At 59.1% G+C, this 21,108-nt stretch carries 20 protein-coding genes; 10 read left to right on the forward strand and 10 right to left on the reverse strand.

The annotated features are described in order from the left end of the window. Window positions 1–50: 50 nt before the first annotated feature. Window positions 51–962 (reverse strand): TraB/GumN family protein, encoded by a 912-nt coding sequence (locus tag O3S85_RS20680; protein WP_269543107.1) that lies wholly within the window; start codon window positions 960–962, stop codon window positions 51–53. Window positions 963–1,097: 135 nt separating this feature from the next. On the opposite strand from O3S85_RS20680, the gene argH reads away from it, so the two are divergent. Further along, entirely contained in the window at window positions 1,098–2,501 is a 1,404-nt protein-coding gene (gene argH, locus O3S85_RS20685; protein ID WP_269543108.1) for an argininosuccinate lyase, read from the forward strand. Between the two features lie 27 nt (window positions 2,502–2,528). Here argH and O3S85_RS20690 read toward each other — a convergent pair whose 3' ends face one another. Next, window positions 2,529–2,828, reverse strand: a complete 300-nt coding sequence (locus O3S85_RS20690) for a hypothetical protein (RefSeq protein WP_269543110.1) — start codon at window positions 2,826–2,828, stop codon at window positions 2,529–2,531. A 151-nt stretch (window positions 2,829–2,979) separates the two neighbouring features. On the opposite strand from O3S85_RS20690, the gene O3S85_RS20695 reads away from it, so the two are divergent. The 5 genes from O3S85_RS20695 to O3S85_RS20715 all read left to right on the forward strand — a co-directional run bounded on the left by O3S85_RS20695 (window position 2,980) and on the right by O3S85_RS20715 (window position 7,251). Continuing rightward, window positions 2,980–3,321 (forward strand): response regulator, encoded by a 342-nt coding sequence (locus O3S85_RS20695; protein WP_269543112.1) that lies wholly within the window; start codon window positions 2,980–2,982, stop codon window positions 3,319–3,321. A 258-nt stretch (window positions 3,322–3,579) separates the two neighbouring features. Then, on the forward strand, window positions 3,580–4,359 hold the full coding sequence (locus O3S85_RS20700) for a M48 family metallopeptidase (protein ID WP_269543114.1): 780 nt from the start codon (window positions 3,580–3,582) through the stop codon (window positions 4,357–4,359). Window positions 4,360–4,414: 55 nt separating this feature from the next. Then, on the forward strand, window positions 4,415–5,107 hold the full coding sequence (locus tag O3S85_RS20705) for a YoaK family protein (RefSeq protein ID WP_269543115.1): 693 nt from the start codon (window positions 4,415–4,417) through the stop codon (window positions 5,105–5,107). 36 nt (window positions 5,108–5,143) lie between these two features. Further along, a complete protein-coding gene (locus tag O3S85_RS20710; RefSeq protein ID WP_269543116.1) occupies window positions 5,144–6,517 on the forward strand; it encodes a M20/M25/M40 family metallo-hydrolase in 1,374 nt (457 codons plus the stop codon). Between the two features lie 134 nt (window positions 6,518–6,651). After that, on the forward strand, window positions 6,652–7,251 hold the full coding sequence (locus O3S85_RS20715) for an REP-associated tyrosine transposase (RefSeq protein WP_269543117.1): 600 nt from the start codon (window positions 6,652–6,654) through the stop codon (window positions 7,249–7,251). 98 nt (window positions 7,252–7,349) lie between these two features. Here the strand turns inward: O3S85_RS20715 and O3S85_RS20720 are convergent, their stop codons facing one another. The 3 genes from O3S85_RS20720 to O3S85_RS20730 all read right to left on the reverse strand — a co-directional run bounded on the left by O3S85_RS20720 (window position 7,350) and on the right by O3S85_RS20730 (window position 11,628). Next, window positions 7,350–8,984, reverse strand: a complete 1,635-nt coding sequence (locus O3S85_RS20720) for an ABC1 kinase family protein (protein WP_269543118.1) — start codon at window positions 8,982–8,984, stop codon at window positions 7,350–7,352. 158 nt (window positions 8,985–9,142) lie between these two features. Then, on the reverse strand, window positions 9,143–9,880 hold the full coding sequence (locus O3S85_RS20725) for an esterase/lipase family protein (RefSeq protein ID WP_269543119.1): 738 nt from the start codon (window positions 9,878–9,880) through the stop codon (window positions 9,143–9,145). 65 nt (window positions 9,881–9,945) lie between these two features. Then, on the reverse strand, window positions 9,946–11,628 hold the full coding sequence (locus O3S85_RS20730; protein ID WP_269543120.1) for a hypothetical protein: 1,683 nt from the start codon (window positions 11,626–11,628) through the stop codon (window positions 9,946–9,948). A 103-nt stretch (window positions 11,629–11,731) separates the two neighbouring features. Between O3S85_RS20730 and O3S85_RS20735 the strand changes: the two genes are divergently transcribed. Next, a complete protein-coding gene (locus O3S85_RS20735) occupies window positions 11,732–12,172 on the forward strand; it encodes a VanZ family protein (protein WP_269543121.1) in 441 nt (146 codons plus the stop codon). Then, entirely contained in the window at window positions 12,169–12,999 is an 831-nt protein-coding gene (locus tag O3S85_RS20740; RefSeq protein WP_269543122.1) for a TatD family hydrolase, read from the forward strand. Before O3S85_RS20735 ends, O3S85_RS20740 begins: the two co-directional genes overlap by 4 nt. A 38-nt stretch (window positions 13,000–13,037) precedes the next feature. Here O3S85_RS20740 and O3S85_RS20745 read toward each other — a convergent pair whose 3' ends face one another. After that, window positions 13,038–14,780: a fatty acid CoA ligase family protein gene (locus O3S85_RS20745; protein ID WP_269543123.1), complete on the reverse strand. Its 1,743-nt coding sequence runs from the start codon at window positions 14,778–14,780 to the stop codon at window positions 13,038–13,040. A gap of 27 nt (window positions 14,781–14,807) precedes the next feature. Next, a complete protein-coding gene (locus tag O3S85_RS20750) occupies window positions 14,808–15,089 on the reverse strand; it encodes a hypothetical protein (protein ID WP_269543125.1) in 282 nt (93 codons plus the stop codon). A 305-nt stretch (window positions 15,090–15,394) separates the two neighbouring features. Between O3S85_RS20750 and O3S85_RS20755 the strand changes: the two genes are divergently transcribed. Further along, window positions 15,395–16,951 carry a glycine--tRNA ligase gene (locus O3S85_RS20755; protein WP_269543127.1) on the forward strand — a complete coding sequence of 519 codons (1,557 nt, stop codon included), beginning with the start codon at window positions 15,395–15,397 and terminating at the stop codon, window positions 16,949–16,951. A 366-nt stretch (window positions 16,952–17,317) separates the two neighbouring features. Further along, the gene (locus O3S85_RS20760) at window positions 17,318–18,397 is read left to right on the forward strand and encodes a nitrilase-related carbon-nitrogen hydrolase (RefSeq protein WP_269543128.1); all 1,080 of its coding nucleotides are present in this window, start codon (window positions 17,318–17,320) and stop codon (window positions 18,395–18,397) included. Window positions 18,398–18,400: 3 nt separating this feature from the next. Here O3S85_RS20760 and O3S85_RS20765 read toward each other — a convergent pair whose 3' ends face one another. The 3 genes from O3S85_RS20765 to O3S85_RS20775 form a co-directional block, all read right to left on the reverse strand. Continuing rightward, the gene (locus O3S85_RS20765; protein ID WP_269543129.1) at window positions 18,401–18,640 is read right to left on the reverse strand and encodes a (2Fe-2S) ferredoxin domain-containing protein; all 240 of its coding nucleotides are present in this window, start codon (window positions 18,638–18,640) and stop codon (window positions 18,401–18,403) included. 47 nt (window positions 18,641–18,687) lie between these two features. Further along, window positions 18,688–19,560, reverse strand: coding sequence for a TatD family hydrolase (locus O3S85_RS20770; protein WP_269543130.1), 873 nt, complete (start codon window positions 19,558–19,560; stop codon window positions 18,688–18,690). Between the two features lie 451 nt (window positions 19,561–20,011). Then, a complete protein-coding gene (locus tag O3S85_RS20775; RefSeq protein ID WP_269543131.1) occupies window positions 20,012–21,022 on the reverse strand; it encodes a LysR family transcriptional regulator in 1,011 nt (336 codons plus the stop codon). Window positions 21,023–21,108: the final 86 nt, after the last annotated feature.

Genomic DNA, 21,108 nt, shown 5'->3' on the forward strand with positions numbered 1-21,108 from the left:
ACATTTAGCGGAGAATATTCGCAAGTTGGGTGCCGAAAGTGAAGGGTAAATTACTTCACCCGCTGGATGTCGAAACCGGCGTCGCGCAGCAGCGCGGGAACGCCACCGGGGCCATAGAGGTGCGCAGCGCCGACGGCGAAAAACTCCGACTGGTCCAGGTTTTGCGCCATGATTCGCTCGATCCGCACGGCCATCAACACATTGCGATCCTCGATGAAGAGCTTCTCAAACTTTGCCTGTAGCGCCTCATCCTCCATTTCGTAGGAAGCCATCATCTCCTCCAATTTCTTGAGGTCGCCGGAGAGATAGGCGTCGATCATCTCGTCGGTGTAGCCCTCGCCCTGCTCGCGCATTTCCTGCATATAGTCGAGCATGGAGTCCATCAGCGCGATTTGCTCCTCATCAGAAAAGGCGTCAAAGAGCGCCATCTGCTCCGCAGCGGATTCGATGCCGCCAACGCGCTTGCCACCCTTTTTCGCACCCATATAGAGGGCCATGTCCATGGCGTTGACGCCGGGATTCTTCAACTGAGTTTCCAGCATCATTAGCGTGGACGCCGCAGCCCAAATCTTCAGGGCCATAAACGGCTCTGCGGTAAACTGCGGGTTGATTGCCTTTAGCTCGCGCTCAAAGCCGGCCAGGGTTTCAGGCGGCAAAACATCCTTCAACGTGTTGCCGTTGGGCAACATCATGGACTGCGCGGCACCAAGCATCTCCTCGGCCTCCATGGGGATTTCCGTATAAACGGCGTCCACCTTGCGATAAGTATCGATCACGTTCTTGGGCAGCTCTGTGACTCGTTTGTCCGGCAGGTGGATCGTGCCAAACAGGTAGCTCGTGGCATAGCCCTCCTTACTGATCGAGAACAGGTAGCTGCCCATGCTGTTGTCAGCCAAGGCACTGCTCAGGGCAGACATTGCCAGCACCGTCATCAGGGCGCGCACGTGTTTATAAAAAATCATAAGCCGTATTCTCAATTGTCAGCGGGCAAATTTCAATTTTCAATTCGAGTACCGATTTAACTCGGAAAACCCGGCAACACCCCCTCTCATTGACCACCGACAATCGTTAACCGACCTTTGAAAATTTCTAGACCCATGGCGAAATCCGGAAAACAAGCCACCTGGGGCGGACGCTTCTCCAGCGGACCTGCCGAGCTCATGCAACGCTTCAGCGAAAGCGTGTCCTTCGACGCGCGCCTGGCACCCTTTGACGTCCAGGGCAGTAAGGCGCACGCCGCCATGCTCGCCCACGTCGGCATCCTCACCAAGAAGGAATGCCGCGAAATCCAGAAAGGGCTCGACGCCGTGCTGAAGGACATCGAGGCCGGCAACTTCACCTGGGACATCGCCAGCGAAGACGTCCACATGAACATCGAGCAGGCGCTGACCCAGCGCGTGCCCGCCGCCGCCAAGCTCCACACCGCCCGCTCGCGTAATGACCAGGTAGCCACCGACATGCGGCTGTTCTTCAAGCACGCCTGCGCCGAGATCGACGCCGCGCTTGGCCGCGCGATGAGTGCCCTGCTCCAGCTCGCCGAATCCGCGCAGCAAATTTATATCCCCGGCTACACGCACCTGCAGCGCGCACAGCCCGTCTCCGTTGCGCACCATTTGCTGGCCTACATCGAGATGTTTGGCCGCGACCGTGCGCGCTTTGCCGACATCGCCGACCGCGCCAACTGGTGCCCGCTCGGCAGCGGTGCCATTGCCGGCACCACCCTGCCCGTCGACCGTGAGTTCACCGCGACTGAGCTGGGCTTCGTCGATAACAAGGGCAAGCCCCGCGTCACGCCCAATAGCATGGACGCCGTCGCCGACCGCGATTTGTTCATCGAATTCGCCAGCGCCTGCGCCCTGTGCGGGGTCCACTGGTCCCGCGTCGCCGAAGACATGATCTTGTGGAACAGCGCGGAGTTCGGCTTCATCAAGCTGCCGGACAGCTTTACCACCGGCTCCTCCCTGATGCCGCAAAAGAAAAACCCCGACAGCTTCGAGCTACTTCGGGGAAAAGCCGCGCGCCTGCAAGGCCACGTGACCGCGCTCATGGCGATGACCAAGGGGCTGCCGCTCACCTACAACCGCGACTTACAGGAAGACAAGCCGCCGGTCTTTGACGCCTATGACCAGACGCTGATCTGCCTCGACGTGCTCGCAGGGTCCTTCGACGGTGCCACCTTCAACGAGAAAAAGTGCGCTGCCGCAGTCAGCGATCCGGCCCTGCTCGCCACCGATCTTGTGGACTACCTCGTCGTGCGCGGTGTGGCCTTCCGCGACGCGCACCACGTGATCGGAGCCCTCGTCGGACTGGCCGAGAAAAACGACTGCCCACTGAACGAACTTTCCCTGGAGGATGTGCAAGGCGTCAGTGATAAATTTGAAGCCGACTGGGTCGAGGTTTTCGACGTCCCTGCCGCCCTGCGCAAACGCGAAAAAACCGGCATGCCCGGCCCCAAGCAGGTCAAAAAGCAGCTGGCCAAGTGGAAGAAGGCGCTCAGCTGAGCGCCCTTTAACCACGAGTAAGCAGCACTAAGCGCGACCCAGCGGTGGCGGTGAGCTGGCCTTGTCGACATGCCAGACGCGGATGAATTGATACCAACTCGAAAACATATCGCCCGATGTGCGCAACTCCACGTCACTGGAGCCTTCCTCGCCCGGGGCATATATATTGGGCAGCACGACCGTTTCAACGTTAACGACTTCGATGCCATTGGCCGCGATCCAGCGATTCGCCTGGCGCAGGCATTCATCGAGCGATTCATAGCTGGCCATTTTGAAGAAGCCGCCGGACGCGATTTTCTCCGGCACAAAATCCTGGTAAGCAATCATGATAAACAGATGAGTTTGAGTGATGGACGTGCGTTATATCCTGAGTGTTCCAAAGCGGCATGCCAAGCCGGGAAAGAATCTGCCTTTCATCAGAGAAATTAAGCGCGCATTCATCCTTTATTAATATTGGCCGTGGTATGATGCGGGGGTCATGCAAAAGATACTCGTCATCGAACCAGACAAAGCCTCCCGCCGAACACTACAAAATCTACTGTCATTCATGGGCTACGACGAAGTCGCCGCCGCGGACTGCCAGGAAGCGCTGGAAATCGCCGCCGAACAACGTGTCGACATCATGCTGGTCAACTCATCGATTCCCGCCAACGAATGCCAAAATATGCGCCAACTGCTGTTCGACGCCGGCATCGAGGTGCGCATCGTCGCCTACGCCGGCTCCGCCAGCGCCGCCAAGATCAGCCAACATGTTGACGACTTCCTGGAGTCCCCGTTTATCGCCAGCGCGCTCAACCAAAAAATCCGCCTCGCGGTGTAATCGCGCTCAGCTACCGCCGACCGATGCAGCGGCTCGCCAACCCTTTTGTCATGATCCAACCATCTGTTCTCAACGTTCCTTGATTACGAGATAGAATAGCATCCGCACAAAGAGGGGGTCCAGGGTGCCCCCTCTTTGCTTTTTAACGAATCGCCGAGACAGCGTATTTTTTAAGACCGCCGATTGACGGAATACCATTTCTTCCGTTATTTTGGGAGCATGATGAATCTGCTCAATTCGCGACTCTCCCTACTTTCATTGATACTAGCCGTAGCCGCATTCCTGACCGGTTGCCAAACCGTGGACGAAACCGGCCGCAGCCAGCTAAGCCTCGTCGGCGATACCGAGGTGTCCAGCATGGCCGTCCAGCAGTTCGAGCAGATGAAGTCTGAAATGCCGATCTCCAACGACCCTCAGATGAACGCCCAGCTCCAGCGCGTCGGCAAAAAGATCGTCGACTCCGCGCGGGCCAACGGCGCAGACCTGCTCCCCTCCGACCAGTGGGAGTTCGTGCTCTTCGAGAGCGATCAAGTCAACGCCTTCGCCATGCCCGGTGGCAAGGTCGGCTTCTACACCGGCATTTTCCCGCTTTTCGACAGTGATGACGACATGGCCGTCGTCATGGGCCACGAAATTGCCCACGTCTCCGCCGACCACGGCCAGGAAAAAGTCTCCCACCAAATGGCCAACCAAATGGCCGGCACCGCGCTCTCGATTGGCCTCGGCATAGGCGGCGTGGACCGCGATTTGAGTCAGGTCGTCATGGCCAGCTATGGCGCGGGCTCGACGTATGGCTTCATCCTGCCCTACAGCCGCACCATGGAATCCGAAGCAGACCACATTGGCTTAATTTACTCTTCCAGCGCCGGTTATGACCCGCGCCGCGCCGTCCCCTTCTGGCAAAAAATGGCTGCCCAAGGCGGCGAGCGCCCCCCGGAGTTTCTCTCCACTCACCCCGGCGAAAGCACCCGCATCAAAGCTATCGAAAAGATGATGCCCGAAGTCCTGCCTCTGTATTACAAGGCAACGGGACAGTAAGGCGCTCCATGCTTTTGCGCTTCTCTTTGGCGCAGATTCCGCTTCGGTGTCAAAGATGCATCAGCTATCACATCGTCAGGTTATTGTCGGGGGTTGCGCACTCGCCTTTGCCGCATCTTTTCTGAACACCGGTTTCCTGATTTACAACGGCACTTCCGTAAGTCACCTGACCGGAGACATCTCACGCATCGCATCGGGCATCTTCATCCTGCAGCAAGACACGATGAACGACCTGTGGATGGTGCTAATCGCCACACTCGGGTTTATTCTGGGAGCCATGAGTTCCGGCTACCTCATCCATCATCCGACACTGGAGATCCACATGCCTTATGGGCGGATTTTGACTAGCCTGGGCGTGCTGCTTTTCGTCGCCCACATCCTTTATGCGAAACACGCCATCGTGGCGATCGCCCTGGGCAGCTTCGCCTGCGGAACGCAAAACGCACTCGCCAGCCGCTATCGTGGCGTCGTCTTGAGGACCACCCACCTCACCGGGCTATTCACCGACCTCGGTATCCACCTGGGCATGAAGCTGAGAGGCCATGATATCGAAAACTGGAAAATCGCCATCCCGTTGGTCTTATCAATATCATTTTTCCTGGGCGCGACCACCAGCTCCGCCTTGATCGTATATACTCAGGCCGACTGGATCCTCTATGCGGCAGTCGGCTATTTCGTCGGTGGACTCGGCTGGAGCATTTACAAGCGCTACTCCCGATCGCTAAATGACATTTCGCAAGATTCATAGTTTTCAAACCACGACCACTCTGTACATACTGCCGCCATGGCCTTTGACCCGCTTCAATTAATTTCCGAATTCGTCAGCCACCCCAGCGTATCCACCGATCCGCAATACGCCGAGGGCATGAAAGGTGCCCGCGAGAGCGTTGCCGCCAAGCTGGAAGCGCTGGGCTTTACCGTGGAAACGGTTGATACGCCGCTGCACCCGATAATCCTTGCCGAGCGCGGTGCCGATCATGACGACTGGCCGCACATCCTCGTATATGGCCACTACGACGTCCAGCCCGCCGACCCTTTCAATCTGTGGACCACGCCGCCCTTCGAGACCGAGGTGCGCGGTGACCGCATTTATGGCCGCGGTGCCGCCGATAACAAAGGCCCCATCGCCGTTCAGCTAACCGCACTTTCCCGCGTGCTCGAACGGAATCCCGACCTCCCGCTGCGCATTACCTGGATGATCGAGGGCGAGGAAGAAATTGGCAGCCCGAGCTTTGCCGGCTTTCTGGAGAATTATAAAGAGCGACTGAGCAAGGCCGACATGGTCATCCTGTCCGACACCGGCTGCCCGAGCCCGGACACCATGGCGATTACCCTCGCCCTGCGCGGCCTGGCACCGATGCAGATCAACGTCACCGGTCCGAAGCAAGACCTGCACTCGGGCATCCACGGCGGCTGCATTCTCAACCCGCTCCAGGCGCTGATGGAAATTTGCGCGTCCCTGCACAATCCCGACGGCACGATCAACGTCCCGGGCTTCTATGACGACGTCGTCATGCCGCAAGACTGGGAACGCGACGAGCTGGCCAAGCTCCCCACCTCCGAGGAGGACTACCGCAAATTCCTCGGCGTGGACGAATTTCACTGCCCGCCCGGCCTCAACTGCTTCGAAGGCACCCGCTTTGCCCCGACACTGGAGTTTAACGGCATCGGCGGCGGCTACCAAGGTGAGGGCGAAAAGACCGTCATCCCGTCCAAGGCGTTCGCCAAGATCACCTGTCGCCTCGTGGCCAACCAGGACGCCGACAAGATTCAAAAGCTACTCGCCGATACCATTATGGAGCGCGCCCCCAAGGGCGTGAAGGTCGAGCTCGACATCCACTCCGGCGGCCCGGCCTACCAGGTGATCCCGCCGGGCAAGGGCGGCACCGCGCGCGACGGCTCCACCAAGAGCCGCGCATTCGAAATCGCCGAGAAGGCCATCCCCGACATCTGGGGCCAGGCCCCGGTTTACCTCCGCGAAGGCGGCAGCGTGCCGATCATCGGCGACATCAAGGAAACCCTTGGCCTCGACTCGCTCATGCTCGGCCTCTTCACCAAGGAGGATAACCTCCACGCCCCCGATGAATCCATGCACTGCAAGATCATCGAACGCGGCGCGGCGCTCTATGAGCGGTTGTTTGAAGATTTGGCGAAGTAGGGGAACGAAAAGTATGAAGGAACGCGAACCTCTGTGTTCGCCTACACTCCATCTAACTGAAACAGTGCGAACACAGAGGTTCGCGTTCCTTTCTCCTCCCTCTTCACAGCCTAGCACCCACCGATACATGTCCCATGAAAGGCTGGCACTCCAGAGGCTATCTACCGCATCTAGACAACCCGGAGAAGATACAGCACGTTACACTTCATTTGGCGGACAGCATTCCACTGAAAGCGATTCGCCGCATTGATGAAGCGATAAAACTGGCCCCCGAGAATAAACGTGGCATCGAAAAACTGCAACGCCTCCACGACTACTTGGACGCAGGTTATGGCTCCTGCTGGCTAAAGCATGGACAACTCGCTGACATCGTCGCGAACTGCATCAAGTTTTTTGACGGAGAACGCCTAGACTTGCACGCCTTTGTCGTCATGCCGAATCATGCCCATGTCCTCTTTCGCCCCTACCCCGACTGGTCGATGCAGAAAACGGTATCCAGTTGGAAGAGTTTTAGTGCACGCGAAATAAAAGCTTGGCTCTTCGACAACGGCCACGGAGATAAACTCGGCGATGGACCACTCTGGCAGCCCGAATACTGGGACCGCTATATCCGCGACGAGTCCCACTATAAGCGCGTCGTAGATTACATACACCAAAATCCAGTCAAGGCGGGCCTCTGCCAACGCGCCGAAGACTGGCCTTGGAGCAGTGCCGCGGACATACGTGAAGCATGAAGGAACGCGAACCTCTGTGTTCGCATTGTTTCAGTTAGATGGATTGTATGCGAACACAGAGGTTCGCGATCCTTCGGGGTTACGTTCTATTGACCACGCTACTTGTCAGTGCGCCAAATGCCAATGATCGTCGTGACTCCGAGAAACATCGCGGCGATCATGAGCAACATCGCAAAGCCCGGATAACCGAATATCTGAAATTCCGTTTCGATGCGCATCATCAACGCGGCACCAATGATGAGCGCTGCAGTAATCACGCCCACCGTGATGCGGTTGGCAATTTTCTGAAAACCTTGAATCAGCGCGGTCTCATCAATCACGTCGGCATCGATGCGAAATTTGTTGTCGGCCAGGTTATCGAGTAAGTTATTCAGCCGGTGGGGTGCCTGCTGCACCAGTTCCTTGAACTCCAGCGCCGCTTCAAACAAGTCGCTCGGCTTGAGCGAGCTGACGGTGCGCTTGGCCGCAATCACTTTCAGGTGGGTGCGCGTGGCATTGGAGAGATTAAATTTCGGGGCCAGAATCACCGCAATGCGATCCAGATTGAGGAGCGATTTAGCCACCAAAAGAAATTCGCGTGGAATGATGATATGATGATCGGCGCAAATCTGGAAAATTTTCATGACCACCGCTCCGAACTGCAACTCCGATACCGTTACGTCATGCTGCCTGGCAATGAGTGACGAAATGTCTGACTGCAGTTCCGCCCGCGCAACCTCATGGTTGCCCTGATAACCAACATCCAGCAGCGTATTGGTCACGCGCTCGCTCTTATTCTCGGCAATGCCGGAGAAGACCTGATAAAGCGCATCGCTCATCGTTTCACTGAGGCGACCAACCATCCCCAGATCGATAAAGGCCATGCGGTTATCCTGAGTGAGCAATAAGTTGCCTGGATGCGGATCCGCATGGAAAAATCCGTCTGTCAAATATTGCTTTAAAAAGGCGGCCACCAGTTCATCGACCAGCTTCTCCCCATCGACATCCAGCAGGCTGACACCGGATATTTCCGTGACTTTGCTCCCGTGAATGTAATCCATCGTGATCACTCGCTCAGAACAGAGGGACAAATGCACGCCAGGCGTCATCAACCGGGGGAAGCGCTCAATGTTCTTGGCCAGCGTTTGCAGGTTCATCACTTCTTTCCGGTAGTTGAGCTCACCAACAATGCTGTCTCGAAAATGATCAACCAAGTCGCACACCCGGTAATTACGCGCCGATTCCGAGTGTTCACTGGCAAATGCGGCAACCGAATCCAATACATCCAAGTCCTGAATGACTTTTCGACGCACGCCGGGGCGCTGGATTTTGACAATGACCTCCACCCCTTCACGGGTCGTCGCGCGGTGTGTTTGACCAAGGGATGCGGCGGCCTCCGGCTCCCGCTTTACTTCGGCGAATGCCTTGTCCAGCGTGATGCCGAAATCCTCTTCAAAAGTGGCGCTGATATCTTCAAATGGCACTGGCTCAACGTCGTCCTGCAAGCGTTGGAGCGCATCAATGTAGGGCTTGGCCAGCAAATCAGTGCGGGTGGACAGCAACTGGCCAAACTTCACAAAGGTTGAGCCCATGCCCTCCAATTGTTTGGCGAATTTTTCCGCATCCTCCGCCATATCACTCGTCGCCACGCCTTCTGCCGCATTTTGACTGTGGTTGACCATCGGGCCAAAGTGAAACGCAAAAAATTTTGCAAGTTCAGCATAAGTCTTAAGGCGGTGAGGAAGGTTATTCATAGAGTTCAGCACAATTAATCAGTAATACTAAACGTATGGCCTCAGATTGCTAATTTTGCAAAATTACGCAGCTGATTCTTTCAATTTATAGCCACCTTCCAGAAGCCGACGCCGAGCTACCGAACGCCTGACGATTCTAATAAAATCTGCCCCCAGCACTAACGCCGGTGCGTCCAATTCCCGGCGAAGGGATTCTGCGGCGATGAATTTTTATCGATAAATTCGCCCTTTTCCAGAAAGGCCAGTATTTGGTCCATCACTTGGCCGTTGAAAACCAGCACCGGGTGCGAATCGTGGACGACCGTAAAGTCCGCCATTCCCTCAAGCTTGGTGCTTTCGATGGAGACCACGCCATCGTCCGGGCCGGGAATCATCGACGAGATAAACGGATCCAGCCCCTTGCTGCCCGCAATCACGCCCAGCTCGAAATTAGGAGGGCCGAGGCTAGCCAGGGATTCGTTGTCACCAGCGGCCAGGCGCGCACCCGAGGGCCCAATCGCCCACAGGAAGCCCGGCAGGCCCTGCAGCACATTCACTGCGTCACTGCCGTGATTCGGTGGAGCGATCATTACCACGCGGCCAATGTTGTCCAGCGGCGCGTCCCGCTGAATCATCCGCAGCACGATGCCGCCCATCGAATGCGTCACAAAATGGACCTGCTCGGCTTCAGCGGTCTCCGCCACAATCCTGGCGCGCATATTCGCTGAGATCGTTTCGAGCGATTCACTCATTGACGGATAGTCGAGGTTCACCACCAGGTAACCGGCGGCCTCAAGCGTCGACTCAATGTGGACCATCGTGCCGGAGCTCGCCGCCAGCCCATGCAACAACACCACTGTCTGCTTTTCCGCAAACAGCGCGACCGGTAGCAGCCACAGAAACACAAACCAGCGCATTATTTTATCATAACGGCCCACATTGAATTGTCCAACGCGGCTCGTATTTTTGCGCGCCCAGGCGATTAACTGCGCTCCAGAATCAGCTTTCGCTTGAGCGGACGCACGTGGAGAATCTTCAGCAGCGCCACGAAAATAATGCCAAACAAGGTCGAGGCATACGCTGCCACGAGACTGGCCTGCACAATGCCCATCGCCAGCATGAGCAGCGAAATCACCGTACCCGACAGCCCCACGTAAAGGCCGAGGTCAAACAGCGGCTCCTCGTTCTCCAGCAGCGTGATGCGCGTCTGCGCTGGGACAGGGGCCCGCTTCAGCGTGGAAAGCTTCATCAGGCACACGATGTAGATCACCAGCTGCATCATAAAAAAGATGAGCAGGACCAGGACAGTTTGTTGATCGATAGAAGCGTTCGGCATGGATTCGCCCTCCACTGTGGCGACTTGTGCGGGTAATTCAAATTCTAAAAACAACGCGCCCGGTTCCGTCACCGGTTGCGCAAAGAGCTGCGGCTCCTGAAAACTGATCACCAGCAGCAGCAGGATTACCCCGACGACCGCATTCTGCATCCAAGCCATACCTGGCGAGTTGCTCGTCGCCTCCGCGCGGCTCGTGAGCAAGAGCTTCAGCCCCGCCGCCATCAGCATCCCGGCTAAGAGCAGGCCGAGTATTTTCACCACGATCGCCATGGTCCGCACGTTTGCGCAAAAACTGACCAACACCTGCTCCACGTCTGGGGGCAAAATTTCCGCGCCCGATGCCTGGGCCGCCGGGCCATCGTAGAGCGGCAGCTGATTTTCCAGCAGGTAAACCAGCGATTGCTTGCCCCACGGAAAAACCTCCTCCAGGTCAGCCCAGGCCTCGTCGCCAAATTCCTCATAGTAATCCGCCAGCCAGTCCGGCCGCTGGCTGAGCATCACGACGCCAAACACCAGTGACTCTCGCTCGCCGCTGCGGCGCAGCAAGGTCGTGGCACGCATGAAGGTAACGGGGTCGCGCGCCAGGCGGGCCCAGGCTCCGAGCGAGGCCCAGTCCAGCCGTTGACCAGCCCCCAGCATCGACATGTAAAACGCCTCCATCCGCGACACCGCCGCGCCCTCGCCGCTCATCGCCAGTTGCGCCATGGTGGCGACCTCGCGCGCGAACTCCGGCCCGATGAAACCAGCCTGCACGAGCAGCGCGGTGGTCAGGATCGCGGAGTCCAACGGAGCCCCCGCCGCCGAGGCCACCGGCATAAAGTGCCGCACCCCGTGCATACCCCGCGTTTGCAAAATCTGCTGCACGTTCTGGTTGCGCGACTCCTGCAAGAGCGCCAGCACCGCCTCGCGGTTATCCCGCTGCGTAAGCAAGCGCTGAAAGGGCATCGGCCCGGCATCGGCCGCCAGCTCCGGCGGACGTGGAGCCATCTTCATCACCTGCAATCCGTAGGCCTCGACACTGCCCGTGAGCCGATCCTCCGGGTGCTCGGCCATGAAAGCCGCGATCTGGCCATTGAGAAATTCCTCGCTCGCCGCATAGGCTTCATCCGAGTTGGGCAGCTGCTGCAAAGCCCGGTTAATCCGCCACGCCGGTCCCTGTTGCCCCTCGACGAGAAGCAGGTCTGCCGAGGCCGCCGCGGGTTTGCCCTCGGCCCCCACCGCGCGCAGCACCCGGGGTGCCACGGCGTCGAGATACACGGGCAGCATCCAGGCACCGAGCCCCAAAAGCGAGGCGACAAAGATCAACAGGATGCCCATGACTTTTTGCATACTGAGGGGCAACGTAAGCCCGCGCGGGTGCTCAATCAATGGAAACCTTCGCGTGATTTGCGACTCGACGCACCGCCCGTCCGCATGGTTATTCAGTGGCCCCATGCACGCCACCCCCGCCAGCCAACGCCGCCTCGCCCTCTGGCACCATCGCCTGCGCTGGTGGCAACCGCTGGGGCTGATGCTGGCGATCACCGTGGCCTCCGGGGGAAATCCGGCCACGCCGTCGTTCACCTTTGTGTCGATGGACAAAGTCATCCACGCCCTCGTCTTTGGCCTGCTGGCGACCTCCATTTACCGGCTCGCCAACCCCACCTGGCCAAGCGGCCTGCGGACCATTCTGGCCATTGTCATTACCGCGCTGTTCGGGCTCGCTGACGAGCTGCACCAGAGCCACACGCCCGGACGCTTCATGGACATCGCCGACTGGATTGCCGACGTGTTTGGCGGCGTGCTCGCGGTGTATATCTATCGCGGCTGGGCAGGCTATCGGCGCTTTTTGGAGTTGGCGGTCTTTCCCCGAAAGCCGAGACTGGAGCCATGAACGACGCGCCGCTATACGATGCGCATTGCCACTGGCACGACCCGCGGCTCACGCCGCATCGGGAAAAAATCGAGCGCGACCTGGCCCAGTTGCCGTTGGGCAAAGTAGTCGTCAACGGCACCCACCCGGGTGACTGGCCCGCCGTCGCCGCGCTGGCCGAGAGCGATCCGCGCGTCATCCCCGCCTTTGGCCTGCACCCCTGGCAGGTCAACGCAGCGCCGCCGGACTGGCTTGCCCAGTTGGAAGATTTCCTCGCCCGCTTTCCCAGGGCCGTCATTGGCGAAGCCGGGCTGGACCGCTGGATAAAAGACCACGATTTGCCGCGCCAGCTCGACGCCCTGCATGCGCAGTTGGCACTAGCAGAGCGGGACAATCGCGCTATTTCCCTGCACTGCCTCCAGGCCTGGGGCCCGATGCTCGAAGCGCTGAAAAACGGCCCCCGCCCCGCCCGCGGTTTTCACCTGCACGGCTATGGCGGCTCCCCGGAAATGATTCGCGAGTTCGCGGATCTCGGCGGCTATTTTAGCTTCTCTGCCTACGTCATGCACGAGCGCAAGGCCAAGCACCGCGAGTCCCTCCGCGCCACCCCGCCCGACCGACTCCTCCTCGAAACTGACGCGCCCGACATGCTTCCCCCCGAGCCGTGGCAGACCCACTCTCTGCCGGGCAAAGTCCCCTTCTCCCACGCCCCCAACGGCGAGCCCCCGCACCACCCGGCCAACATCGCCGCCAGCTACGCCGCCGCCACCAGCATCCTTAATGGCGACCCAGCCACGATCCGCAGTCAGGTTGCGGAAAACTTCACCCGGCTTTTCGGCGAAAGCTAAGTTTACGCTGAGACCAACCAACATGCCCGACAGCCCACTCAGGAGCGCTCGGGGCCGAACTCCCGCGCCAGATCGAGGCGGTGAATCTTGGCGTTGTGGCGGACATCGACGGGGAAGCGCTGCTTGAAGCGGATTTCCCCGATGCCACGGGTCAGCTCGTTGCCTGCGGCCAATTGCAACAGCTCATCGGTAAAGGCTTTTTGCGCGCGGGCGTCGCCAGGCCATTCCCCGGGCTGGGGCTCGATGACGATGCACGGCGTCTGCTCAGGCCGCTTCCCAAGCCCCACCAACGCGCTGCGAAACACCCGCGGGTGCTGATTAAAAATCGCCTCGACGCACTCGGTAAACATCAGCCCCTGCGGTGTTTCCACCCGCTCGGCCATGCGCCCGCAGAACCACAGACGCCCCTCCGCATCGAAATAGCCCAGATCGCCCATGCGATGCCAGACAATTGCGGAATGCGGAGTGCGAAGTGCGGAATCATCTAATCCATCTGTTAATTCCGCACTTCGCACTCCGCATTCCGCATTCAAAAATTCCGATTGTTGCTGGATCTTCGCTTTCGCGGTCGCTTCGGCCAATGCGTCATAGGCCTTCGTCACACTCGGCCCGGTGACGACAATTTCGCCGATTTCACCAGCAGGCAGTGGTTCGACCTCGGCCATCGTTGGGATTGGCCCATCGACGATGCGGATGATCTGCGCGGAAACTTCGGGCAGCAGCTGGCCAACGCAGACACCCCGTCCCTGCTCGGTGAGGCTTTGGGTTTTCTGAAGTATTTGCGAACCGCTGATCGAGGCCACCGGCAGCACCTCAGTCGCACCATAGGGGGTGTGGATTTCGCCATTGGGCAGCAGCGCCTTAAGCCGCCGGATCAGCGAGGGCGGCGCGGCGGCACCCGCCATGAGAATGCAGCGGATCGTCGGCAAGGTGATTCCGTGGGCCTCGCAATGCGTCGCGATCTTGTTCCACAGCACCGGCGAGCCAAAGCTGTTCGTCACCTCGTTTTGCTGAATGGCCTGGACGATCTTGGCGGGGTCGACGGCAGCCGGCTTGCTCGGGTTCATCTCGGGGACGACGGTGGTCATCCCGAGGGCGGGATTAAACAGCGCGAAGACCGGCAACATCGGCAAGTCCACCCCGCCAGGCTCGATGCCGTAGTGCGCGCGGATCATCCGCACCTGCGCCTCAAACATGCCGTGCTCGTAGCGCACGCCCTTGGGCGGGCCCGTGGAACCACTGGTAAACAGGATGGCCGCCAGCTCGTCAGCCGTCGTTTGCGCTGGGGCAAAGGTTGCCTTGCCCAGCGCCGCAATTTGTTTGGCAAAGCCTTGATTTCCAACGGTTACCCGAGCCTGGACCGTGGAAAAATCCTTGCGGAATACCCGGCTGAGGAACTGCGCCAACGGGATGCCGACCATGGCGTCGGGCCGGGTGCGGCGGACGCAGGCCAGGAAGTGTTTGCGGCCCATGCCCGGATCGATCACCACCGGGGCGGCACCGATCTTAAAGAGCGCAAAGACCGCCAGGATCAGGTCGCGCCCGGGCTTCACCATCAGCAGCACGCGGCTGCCGCGGCGGATGCCCTTTTCGGTGAAAATCTGCGCGGAGGCGCAAGCGGCGGTTTCCAGCTCCGCGAATGTCAGGGTATCGTACGCAAGCGCCCCGCCACGGCGGCGGGGAAGCCGGAGGGCGGGGAAATCAGGCTGGCGCGCCGCTGCCTCTGGCAGAAAACGCGCCACATTGCTGACGGGCGAATCGCAGTTGTCGACCTCGCCCATGTAAAAGCTCAGGCCCAAACGGGCGGCTTAGTAGTCCGCGTAAACGAACGAACCCCAGAAGAGGGAAAGATTGTCGCCGGTGATGTTCTTACGATCAAGCAGCTCATCGCTGTGCACGGAGGCGGAGTATTCCGCAACGTGATCGTAGGATTCCGGGGAGTAATCAACGAGACCCAGGAAATTGAAGCCTTGGTTATTACGCTGGTAGAGCGCATGCGCATCGCTAGGCACGGAGTCAGCGCAGCCAGAAAACAGGGCAGCGGCGCCAAGAGCGAAAGAAGCAAGGACAAGCTTGGAAGTAGATTTCATAAATCAGTATAAAACGCGTTTAACAATTGGTTAGGCAAGAGCAAAGTATCACTTCGTAAGGCATTGCTCAACCGGTATTTTTGCACGAGGGCAACGATTTTTTGAAAAAAATGTCCTTTTGCGGGCTAAAAAGGTAGGCAATGAAAAGCGTAGGTCGGTCTCTTTAGAGGCCGACACGTAGGCCGATTCTGGAAGGCGGATGGCTGAAGCCAACCGCGCACGACAGCCAATCCCAACCGAAAAATGCGCCGAAAACCGGAATTTCTTTGCCCCAGGGGCGGAAAACCCTTTCAAACCTGTCTCTTATGTCCACGGAAACCCACCAGACTCCCAGCATGGAAACGCTTGTCAGCCTGTGCAAGCGTCGCGGCTTTATTTTCCAGTCGTCCGATATTTACGGCGGCTACCAAGGCTTCTTCGACTACGGTCCCCTTGGCGTCGAGCTGCGCAACAACATCAAGCAAACCTGGTGGCAGGACTTCGTGCACCGCCGTGATGACATCGTCGGGCTGGACAGCTCCATCATCATGCACCCGCGCACTTGGGAGGCCAGCGGCCACATCGGCGGCTTCTCCGACCCAATGGTCGACTGCAAGGAGTCCAAGCTCCGTTACCGCGCCGACCAGCTCTTTATTGCCCCGGTTAAGCTCAACGGCGAGCTCGGCGGCTATGTGGCGTTCATGGAAGACACCGCCACGGACGACATTCTCAAGCGCGCCAAGAAGGTTCGCGATGCCAAGGGCGATAAACAGGCCGAGATCGACCTCGACGCCCTCGCCGAGCGCACCGAGTTCACCGAAGCCACCGCCGAGCAGCGCGCCGCCACCCTCGGGCCGGACGCCTCCGCCGCTGGCACGCTCACCGAGCCGCGCGACTTCAACCTGATGTTCGAGACCAAGGTCGGCCCGTTGGCGGACAGCTCTGCCGTCAGCTACCTGCGTCCCGAGACGGCCCAGGGCATCTTTAACAATTTCAACAACGTCGTCGACACGGCCCGTGTGAAGATCCCGTTTGGCATTGCCCAGATCGGTAAGGCGTTCCGCAATGAGATTACGCCGCGCAACTTCATTTTCCGCTCCCGCGAGTTCGAGCAGATGGAGATCGAATACTTCATCGCGCCCGACGCCGATTGGCAGCAGATGCACCGCGACTGGATCGACGCCTGCATCGACTGGCTCGTCTCCATCGGCATTCCGCGTGACCAGATCGGCGAAGACGTCCACCCCCAGGAAAAGCTCTCGCACTATTCCAAGGGCACGACGGACCTCAGCTTCCATTTCCCGCACGGTGAGCAAGAGCTGTGGGGCATCGCCTGCCGCGGCTGCTTCGACCTGACGCAGCACCAGGAGTTCTCCAAGAAGTCCATGGAATACTTCGACGAGGCCCGCAAGCAAGCTGGCCAGGAGCCGTTCAAATACATCCCGCACGTCATCGAGCCGTCCCTCGGCGTCGACCGCACGCTGCTGGCTGTGCTGACCGCCGCCTACACCGAAGACGAGGTCCCCAACGACAAGGGCAAGCCCGAGAAGCGCGTCGTGATGAAGTTCCACCCGCGCATCGCGCCCTACAAGGCCGCCGTCTTCCCGCTGCTCAAGAACAAGCCCGAACTCGTCGAAGCCGCCCGCGCGCTTTACAAGAAACTCCAGCGCCGCTGGCCGGTTTTCTGGGACGAGTCTGGCGCCATCGGCAAGCGCTACCGCCGCCAGGACGAAATCGGCACGCCGTTCGGCATCACCGTCGACTTCGACACCATCGAAAAGGACGGCACCGTGACCCTCCGCGACCGCGACACCACGGAACAAGTCCGCGTCAGCGAAGCCGATCTGTTTGCCTATCTCGAAAAGAAGATCGAGGGCGAGTAAGTCGCAGCGATATTAGATTTTCGAAAACGCCCGGTATTCCAGCCGGGCGTTTTTTATTAGCCACGGATGAACGCGGATTTCACGCGGATGCTGAGAGGCAGGATGGTTTGTCTCTCACGAAGGCACGGAGAGCACAAAGGCCACTCCCTCGTAGATTGTTTTGAATTCTCTTAAATGCTGCTCAACAAGCTTCCCGTCCTTCCCGCTCTTCCTGTTAAAAATACGCCTCGCTGGCCTTTGTGCCCTCCGTGCCTTCGTGAGAAACACCCACGCCTCGCTGGCATCCGTGTTTCATCCGCGTTAATCCGTGGCTAAATTAATCAGAAACACTCGACGGCCCACTCCCCCGCAGCCATAGTCCCCGGCATGGCTGACGCATCTTCTTTTCTCGTGAATGACGGGACGCCGCATTTCGGCGCGACCGTCGAGGCTTCCTACCGCAAGCTGCAAGTGCGCACGTCGATCTACGACGAGTTGCCCCCCAAGGGCGCCGGCATTCGCTTGGCGATCTATCAGGCACAGGGCGCATGCGGCGATGGCGCGACCGAGCAAAACCTCGCGCGCCTCGAAATGGCTGTCGAGAAGGCCAAGCATTATCACGCGCAGGTGATCTCCTTTCCCGAGCTTTATTTGCAGGGCTACACGCACAACCCAGAGACCGCGCACGCCACCGCCGAGACCTGTGACGGCCCGAGCATTACGCGCATTCGGGAGATCGCCAAGCAGCACAAGATGGGCGTGATCGTCAGCTACGGCGAACGCGTCGACCGCGAAGACCGCGCGTATTATTACGACAGCATCGCCGTGATCGACGAGCATGGCGCGCTGCTCGACAGTTATAAGAAGTGCCATCTTTACGGCCAGCAGGAGCGCGACAATTGGGACATCGGCGACAGCGATTATCCCGTCCACAAGATCGCGGGCTTTCCCGTGGGCGTGGTCAATTGCTACGAGTGCGAGTTCCCCGAGCTGATGCGCATTCTGGCGCTCAAGGGCGCGAAGTTAATCGTCGGCCCGACGGCGGCGGACACCTATTACCGCCTGCCCGACGGCCGCATGAGCAGCGTCCCCTACCCCGATGTGGCCAAGGTGCAATTCCCCGCCCATGCGTATTCCAACAACCTGTTTTTCGCCTACGTCAACCGCTGCGGCTACGAAACGCGCGACGGCGACAGCTGGCACTACCGCGGCAATTCCATGGTCTGCTCGCCGCATGGGGAGATCCTCGTGGCCGCACACAACGAGCAGGACACGCTCCTCGTCTGCGACTGCGTGCCCGCCTACTACGGCCGCACTCACCCCGCCCCGGCCTATCATTATTTGAAAGACCGCCGCCCCGAGCTCTACGGGCAGCTTCTGAGTAAAGAAGCGAAGTTCATCGACACTTCGACAGGGCCGATAACGGAGGACATGGATTTGTTTGGTGGCGAGTTTCGCTACGAGTAAGGCTTACTCACGCATCGCTTTCACCGCTTTGACCGATAAGTGATTGAGGCGGATTTTACCCGGGAGGCAGAGTCCATTGGGGCCTTTTTTACATTGGCCGAGGCACTTACAAGGGCGCACGCGAAACGGCAAATCCTCGCGTGCGGCGAGCTTCTGATACAGCTTCTTGCCGCTGCGGGCCTTGCCCAAGACCGTGTCCGCCTTGGGCTTCGAGCATTTTCGGCAAATGAAAAGCGTTTCCAAGCGGCGAACTTAATGCATTCGGCCGCTGCGTCCAGTGACGGCGGCAATTATTTCAGCCCGAAAAACGCCTCGGTATTGGCCGTTGCCCGGGTGGCGAAATCTTCCAACGAAAGCCCCAACAGCTCCGCACATTTCTCGGCGGTGTAACGCGTGTAGCCGGGCTCGCATTCCTTACCGCGGTGGGGAACCGGCGCGAGGTAAGGCGCGTCGGTCTCGACCATGATGCGCTCAATGCCTTGCTCGATCACGGCCTGGCGAACGTTTTCCGCGCTCTTGTAGGTCACAATGCCCGTGAAGGACGCGCGGCCACCGTAGGCATACAGGCGCTTCATTTCCTCGGGCCCCTCGGCGAAGCAGTGGAACACCACCTTCTCGCCGGGGAACTGTTTCTCCTCGAGAATAGCCATGGTTTCGTCGAAGGCGTTGCGCGAGTGGACCACGATGGGCGCATCAAACTGGAAGGCCATGTCGAGCTGCGCACGGAAGGCATCAGCCTGGCGTTTTTTTACCTCGGCGGCTTCGTCGGGATACTTGGGCAGGTGGAAATTATCGAGGCCGATCTCACCCAAGGCGACGGGCGCGGGGTCATCCGTCCAGTAGGTCGAGAGCGCGGTCACGTGGTCGCGCCAGTCCTCCTCGACATGGCAGGGGTGCAGCCCGGCGGTCCAGAAAAGCTTGCCCAGATGTTTGCGCGCGAGGTCGCGATACAGCGCCCAGTCGTCCATCGAGGTGCCGATGTTGATAAAGCGGTTCACGCCGAGCTCTGCTGCCCGCGCAATGATGGCACCCACCTGGCCGCGCTGGTGAAACTTCTCAAAGTGACAATGGCTGTCGATTAAATCCATGGCGGCATTGAAGGGACGGCGCGGCTGCGGGACAATGATGATTTCGCGGAGAGGCAGGACGCGGTTTTTTCTCACGGAGACACGGAGAGCGCAAAGGCCAACAAAACGTGTTTCTTTAAACAGGAAGATCGGAAAGACCGGGAAGTTAATGAAAGCGAATTCAAAAATAGACCAAAAGGCGAACTTACCAGGCAGACGCGTCTCACGCTGCACCCCAGCTGAGTGGTTATCCAAATTACGTTCTTAATGTAGGGCTCGCGCTTGCGCGACGCCGCACCCGCTCAAGCCGCGCCACCTAATACGGCGTCGCAAGCGCGATCCCTACAGAGGGCAGATCGATAAAAGACCGTCAGCATGGGGTGCGGCGCGAGACGCGCCTGCGCTACCTGACTCTCTAAATCGCACGCCTTTACCTTCGTGCTCTCCGTGCCTCCGTGAGAGACATCTGCGCCTCCTGGATCAGCGCTCATTCGCGCTATTCGTAGTTAAAAATCCACGCATGCCCAAACGCCTCGCTGGCCCGCGTTTAATTCCGATTCTTGCGCTTGCCGCGCAGGGCGGGCTTGCCGGTGGCGGCGAGTTTTTCGCTGGGTTTCTTGGGCTTCTTCTCGGGCTTTTTGTCGGATTTGTCGCTCATGGTTTGGGTGCGTTGCTCGAAGGCTTTCTTTAAATAACCCTGAAACTCGCGCGCCGCAAGCGGCAGGGGGAAATCCGGGAGCGAGGCGAAGACGATCTCACGCTGCGGTGCCGGGTTTTTAAACGCGATCACGTGCAGCCTGCTTTCTTTGGAGACATCGCCCAAGGCCATCTCGGGCAGTAGTGACACCCCTGCGCCCGAGCGGATTAGCGCCTTGAGCGTCTCTACCTGCGCGCTCAGGAAACGCACCCGTGGACGGAACTCTGCCATCTTGCAAAACTTCATGACCTGCCCGGTCAGGCAGTGTCCCTCGCGCATCAGGATAAACTCCTCCTCGCGCAGATCATCGAGCGTCGGCGCGCGCTTTTTGATGTGGTGGTTGCCCTCGGGCGTCACCAGGTAGAGCGACTCGCTGCCAAGGCTTTCCGTCTGCCAGGGGCCGCCAGCGAGCGGCGGGCTGACGATGACAAAGTCCAGCTCGTTGCGCTCGAGTTGGGTCAACAGTTGCTCCGTGGTCGCCTCGTGGACCACCAGCTCGACCTCCGGATGCTGCTCATTAAACGCCAGCAGCGCATCGGGAATCAGGAACGGTGCCACGGTCGGGATCGCTCCCAGGCGGACGGCCCCGCGAACGACTTTTTGCCGGTCGCGCAATTCTTCCACCGCGCTTTGGGCCTCGGCCAGGATGCGGTTGGCGCGGGAGAGCAGGATTTCCCCCGCGGGCGTCAGGCGCGATTTGCCGCCCGGCAGCCGCATGATCAATTTCTCATCCAGCTCGTCCTCCAGCTTGCGAATCTGCTGCGAGAGCGAGGGCTGCGCGATGTGGCACTGCTCGGCGGCGCGGGTAAAATTCCCCGTCCGCGCCACGGCCGTAAAGTATCGCAATTGATGCATTTCCATGCGGCCAAACCTAGTGGCACATCAGGCATAGGCAAACCCTATTAAAACTATAGGAACAAGATATTTCACGAATAGCGGTTTCTCGG

Origin of the sequence: Cerasicoccus sp. TK19100 (assembly GCF_027257155.1) — a bacterium.
GTDB lineage: Bacteria > Verrucomicrobiota > Verrucomicrobiia > Opitutales > Cerasicoccaceae > Cerasicoccus > Cerasicoccus fimbriatus.

What these genes read in the sequence shown, in the direction of transcription:
- O3S85_RS20725 (WP_269543119.1), bottom strand. Translation starts at nt 9,880, where the DNA reads ATGCGCTGGTTTGTGTTTCTGTGGCTGCTACCGGTCGCGCTGTTTGCG.
- O3S85_RS20755 (WP_269543127.1), top strand. Translation starts at nt 15,395, where the DNA reads ATGTCCACGGAAACCCACCAGACTCCCAGCATGGAAACGCTTGTCAGC.
- O3S85_RS20760 (WP_269543128.1), top strand. Translation starts at nt 17,318, where the DNA reads ATGGCTGACGCATCTTCTTTTCTCGTGAATGACGGGACGCCGCATTTC.
- O3S85_RS20740 (WP_269543122.1), top strand. Translation starts at nt 12,169, where the DNA reads ATGAACGACGCGCCGCTATACGATGCGCATTGCCACTGGCACGACCCG.
- O3S85_RS20680 (WP_269543107.1), bottom strand. Translation starts at nt 962, where the DNA reads ATGATTTTTTATAAACACGTGCGCGCCCTGATGACGGTGCTGGCAATG.
- O3S85_RS20710 (WP_269543116.1), top strand. Translation starts at nt 5,144, where the DNA reads ATGGCCTTTGACCCGCTTCAATTAATTTCCGAATTCGTCAGCCACCCC.
- O3S85_RS20775 (WP_269543131.1), bottom strand. Translation starts at nt 21,022, where the DNA reads ATGGAAATGCATCAATTGCGATACTTTACGGCCGTGGCGCGGACGGGG.
- O3S85_RS20705 (WP_269543115.1), top strand. Translation starts at nt 4,415, where the DNA reads ATGCATCAGCTATCACATCGTCAGGTTATTGTCGGGGGTTGCGCACTC.
- O3S85_RS20730 (WP_269543120.1), bottom strand. Translation starts at nt 11,628, where the DNA reads ATGCAAAAAGTCATGGGCATCCTGTTGATCTTTGTCGCCTCGCTTTTG.
- argH (WP_269543108.1), top strand. Translation starts at nt 1,098, where the DNA reads ATGGCGAAATCCGGAAAACAAGCCACCTGGGGCGGACGCTTCTCCAGC.
- O3S85_RS20745 (WP_269543123.1), bottom strand. Translation starts at nt 14,780, where the DNA reads ATGGGCGAGGTCGACAACTGCGATTCGCCCGTCAGCAATGTGGCGCGT.
- O3S85_RS20715 (WP_269543117.1), top strand. Translation starts at nt 6,652, where the DNA reads ATGAAAGGCTGGCACTCCAGAGGCTATCTACCGCATCTAGACAACCCG.
- O3S85_RS20750 (WP_269543125.1), bottom strand. Translation starts at nt 15,089, where the DNA reads ATGAAATCTACTTCCAAGCTTGTCCTTGCTTCTTTCGCTCTTGGCGCC.
- O3S85_RS20690 (WP_269543110.1), bottom strand. Translation starts at nt 2,828, where the DNA reads ATGATTGCTTACCAGGATTTTGTGCCGGAGAAAATCGCGTCCGGCGGC.
- O3S85_RS20695 (WP_269543112.1), top strand. Translation starts at nt 2,980, where the DNA reads ATGCAAAAGATACTCGTCATCGAACCAGACAAAGCCTCCCGCCGAACA.
- O3S85_RS20720 (WP_269543118.1), bottom strand. Translation starts at nt 8,984, where the DNA reads ATGAATAACCTTCCTCACCGCCTTAAGACTTATGCTGAACTTGCAAAA.
- O3S85_RS20735 (WP_269543121.1), top strand. Translation starts at nt 11,732, where the DNA reads ATGCACGCCACCCCCGCCAGCCAACGCCGCCTCGCCCTCTGGCACCAT.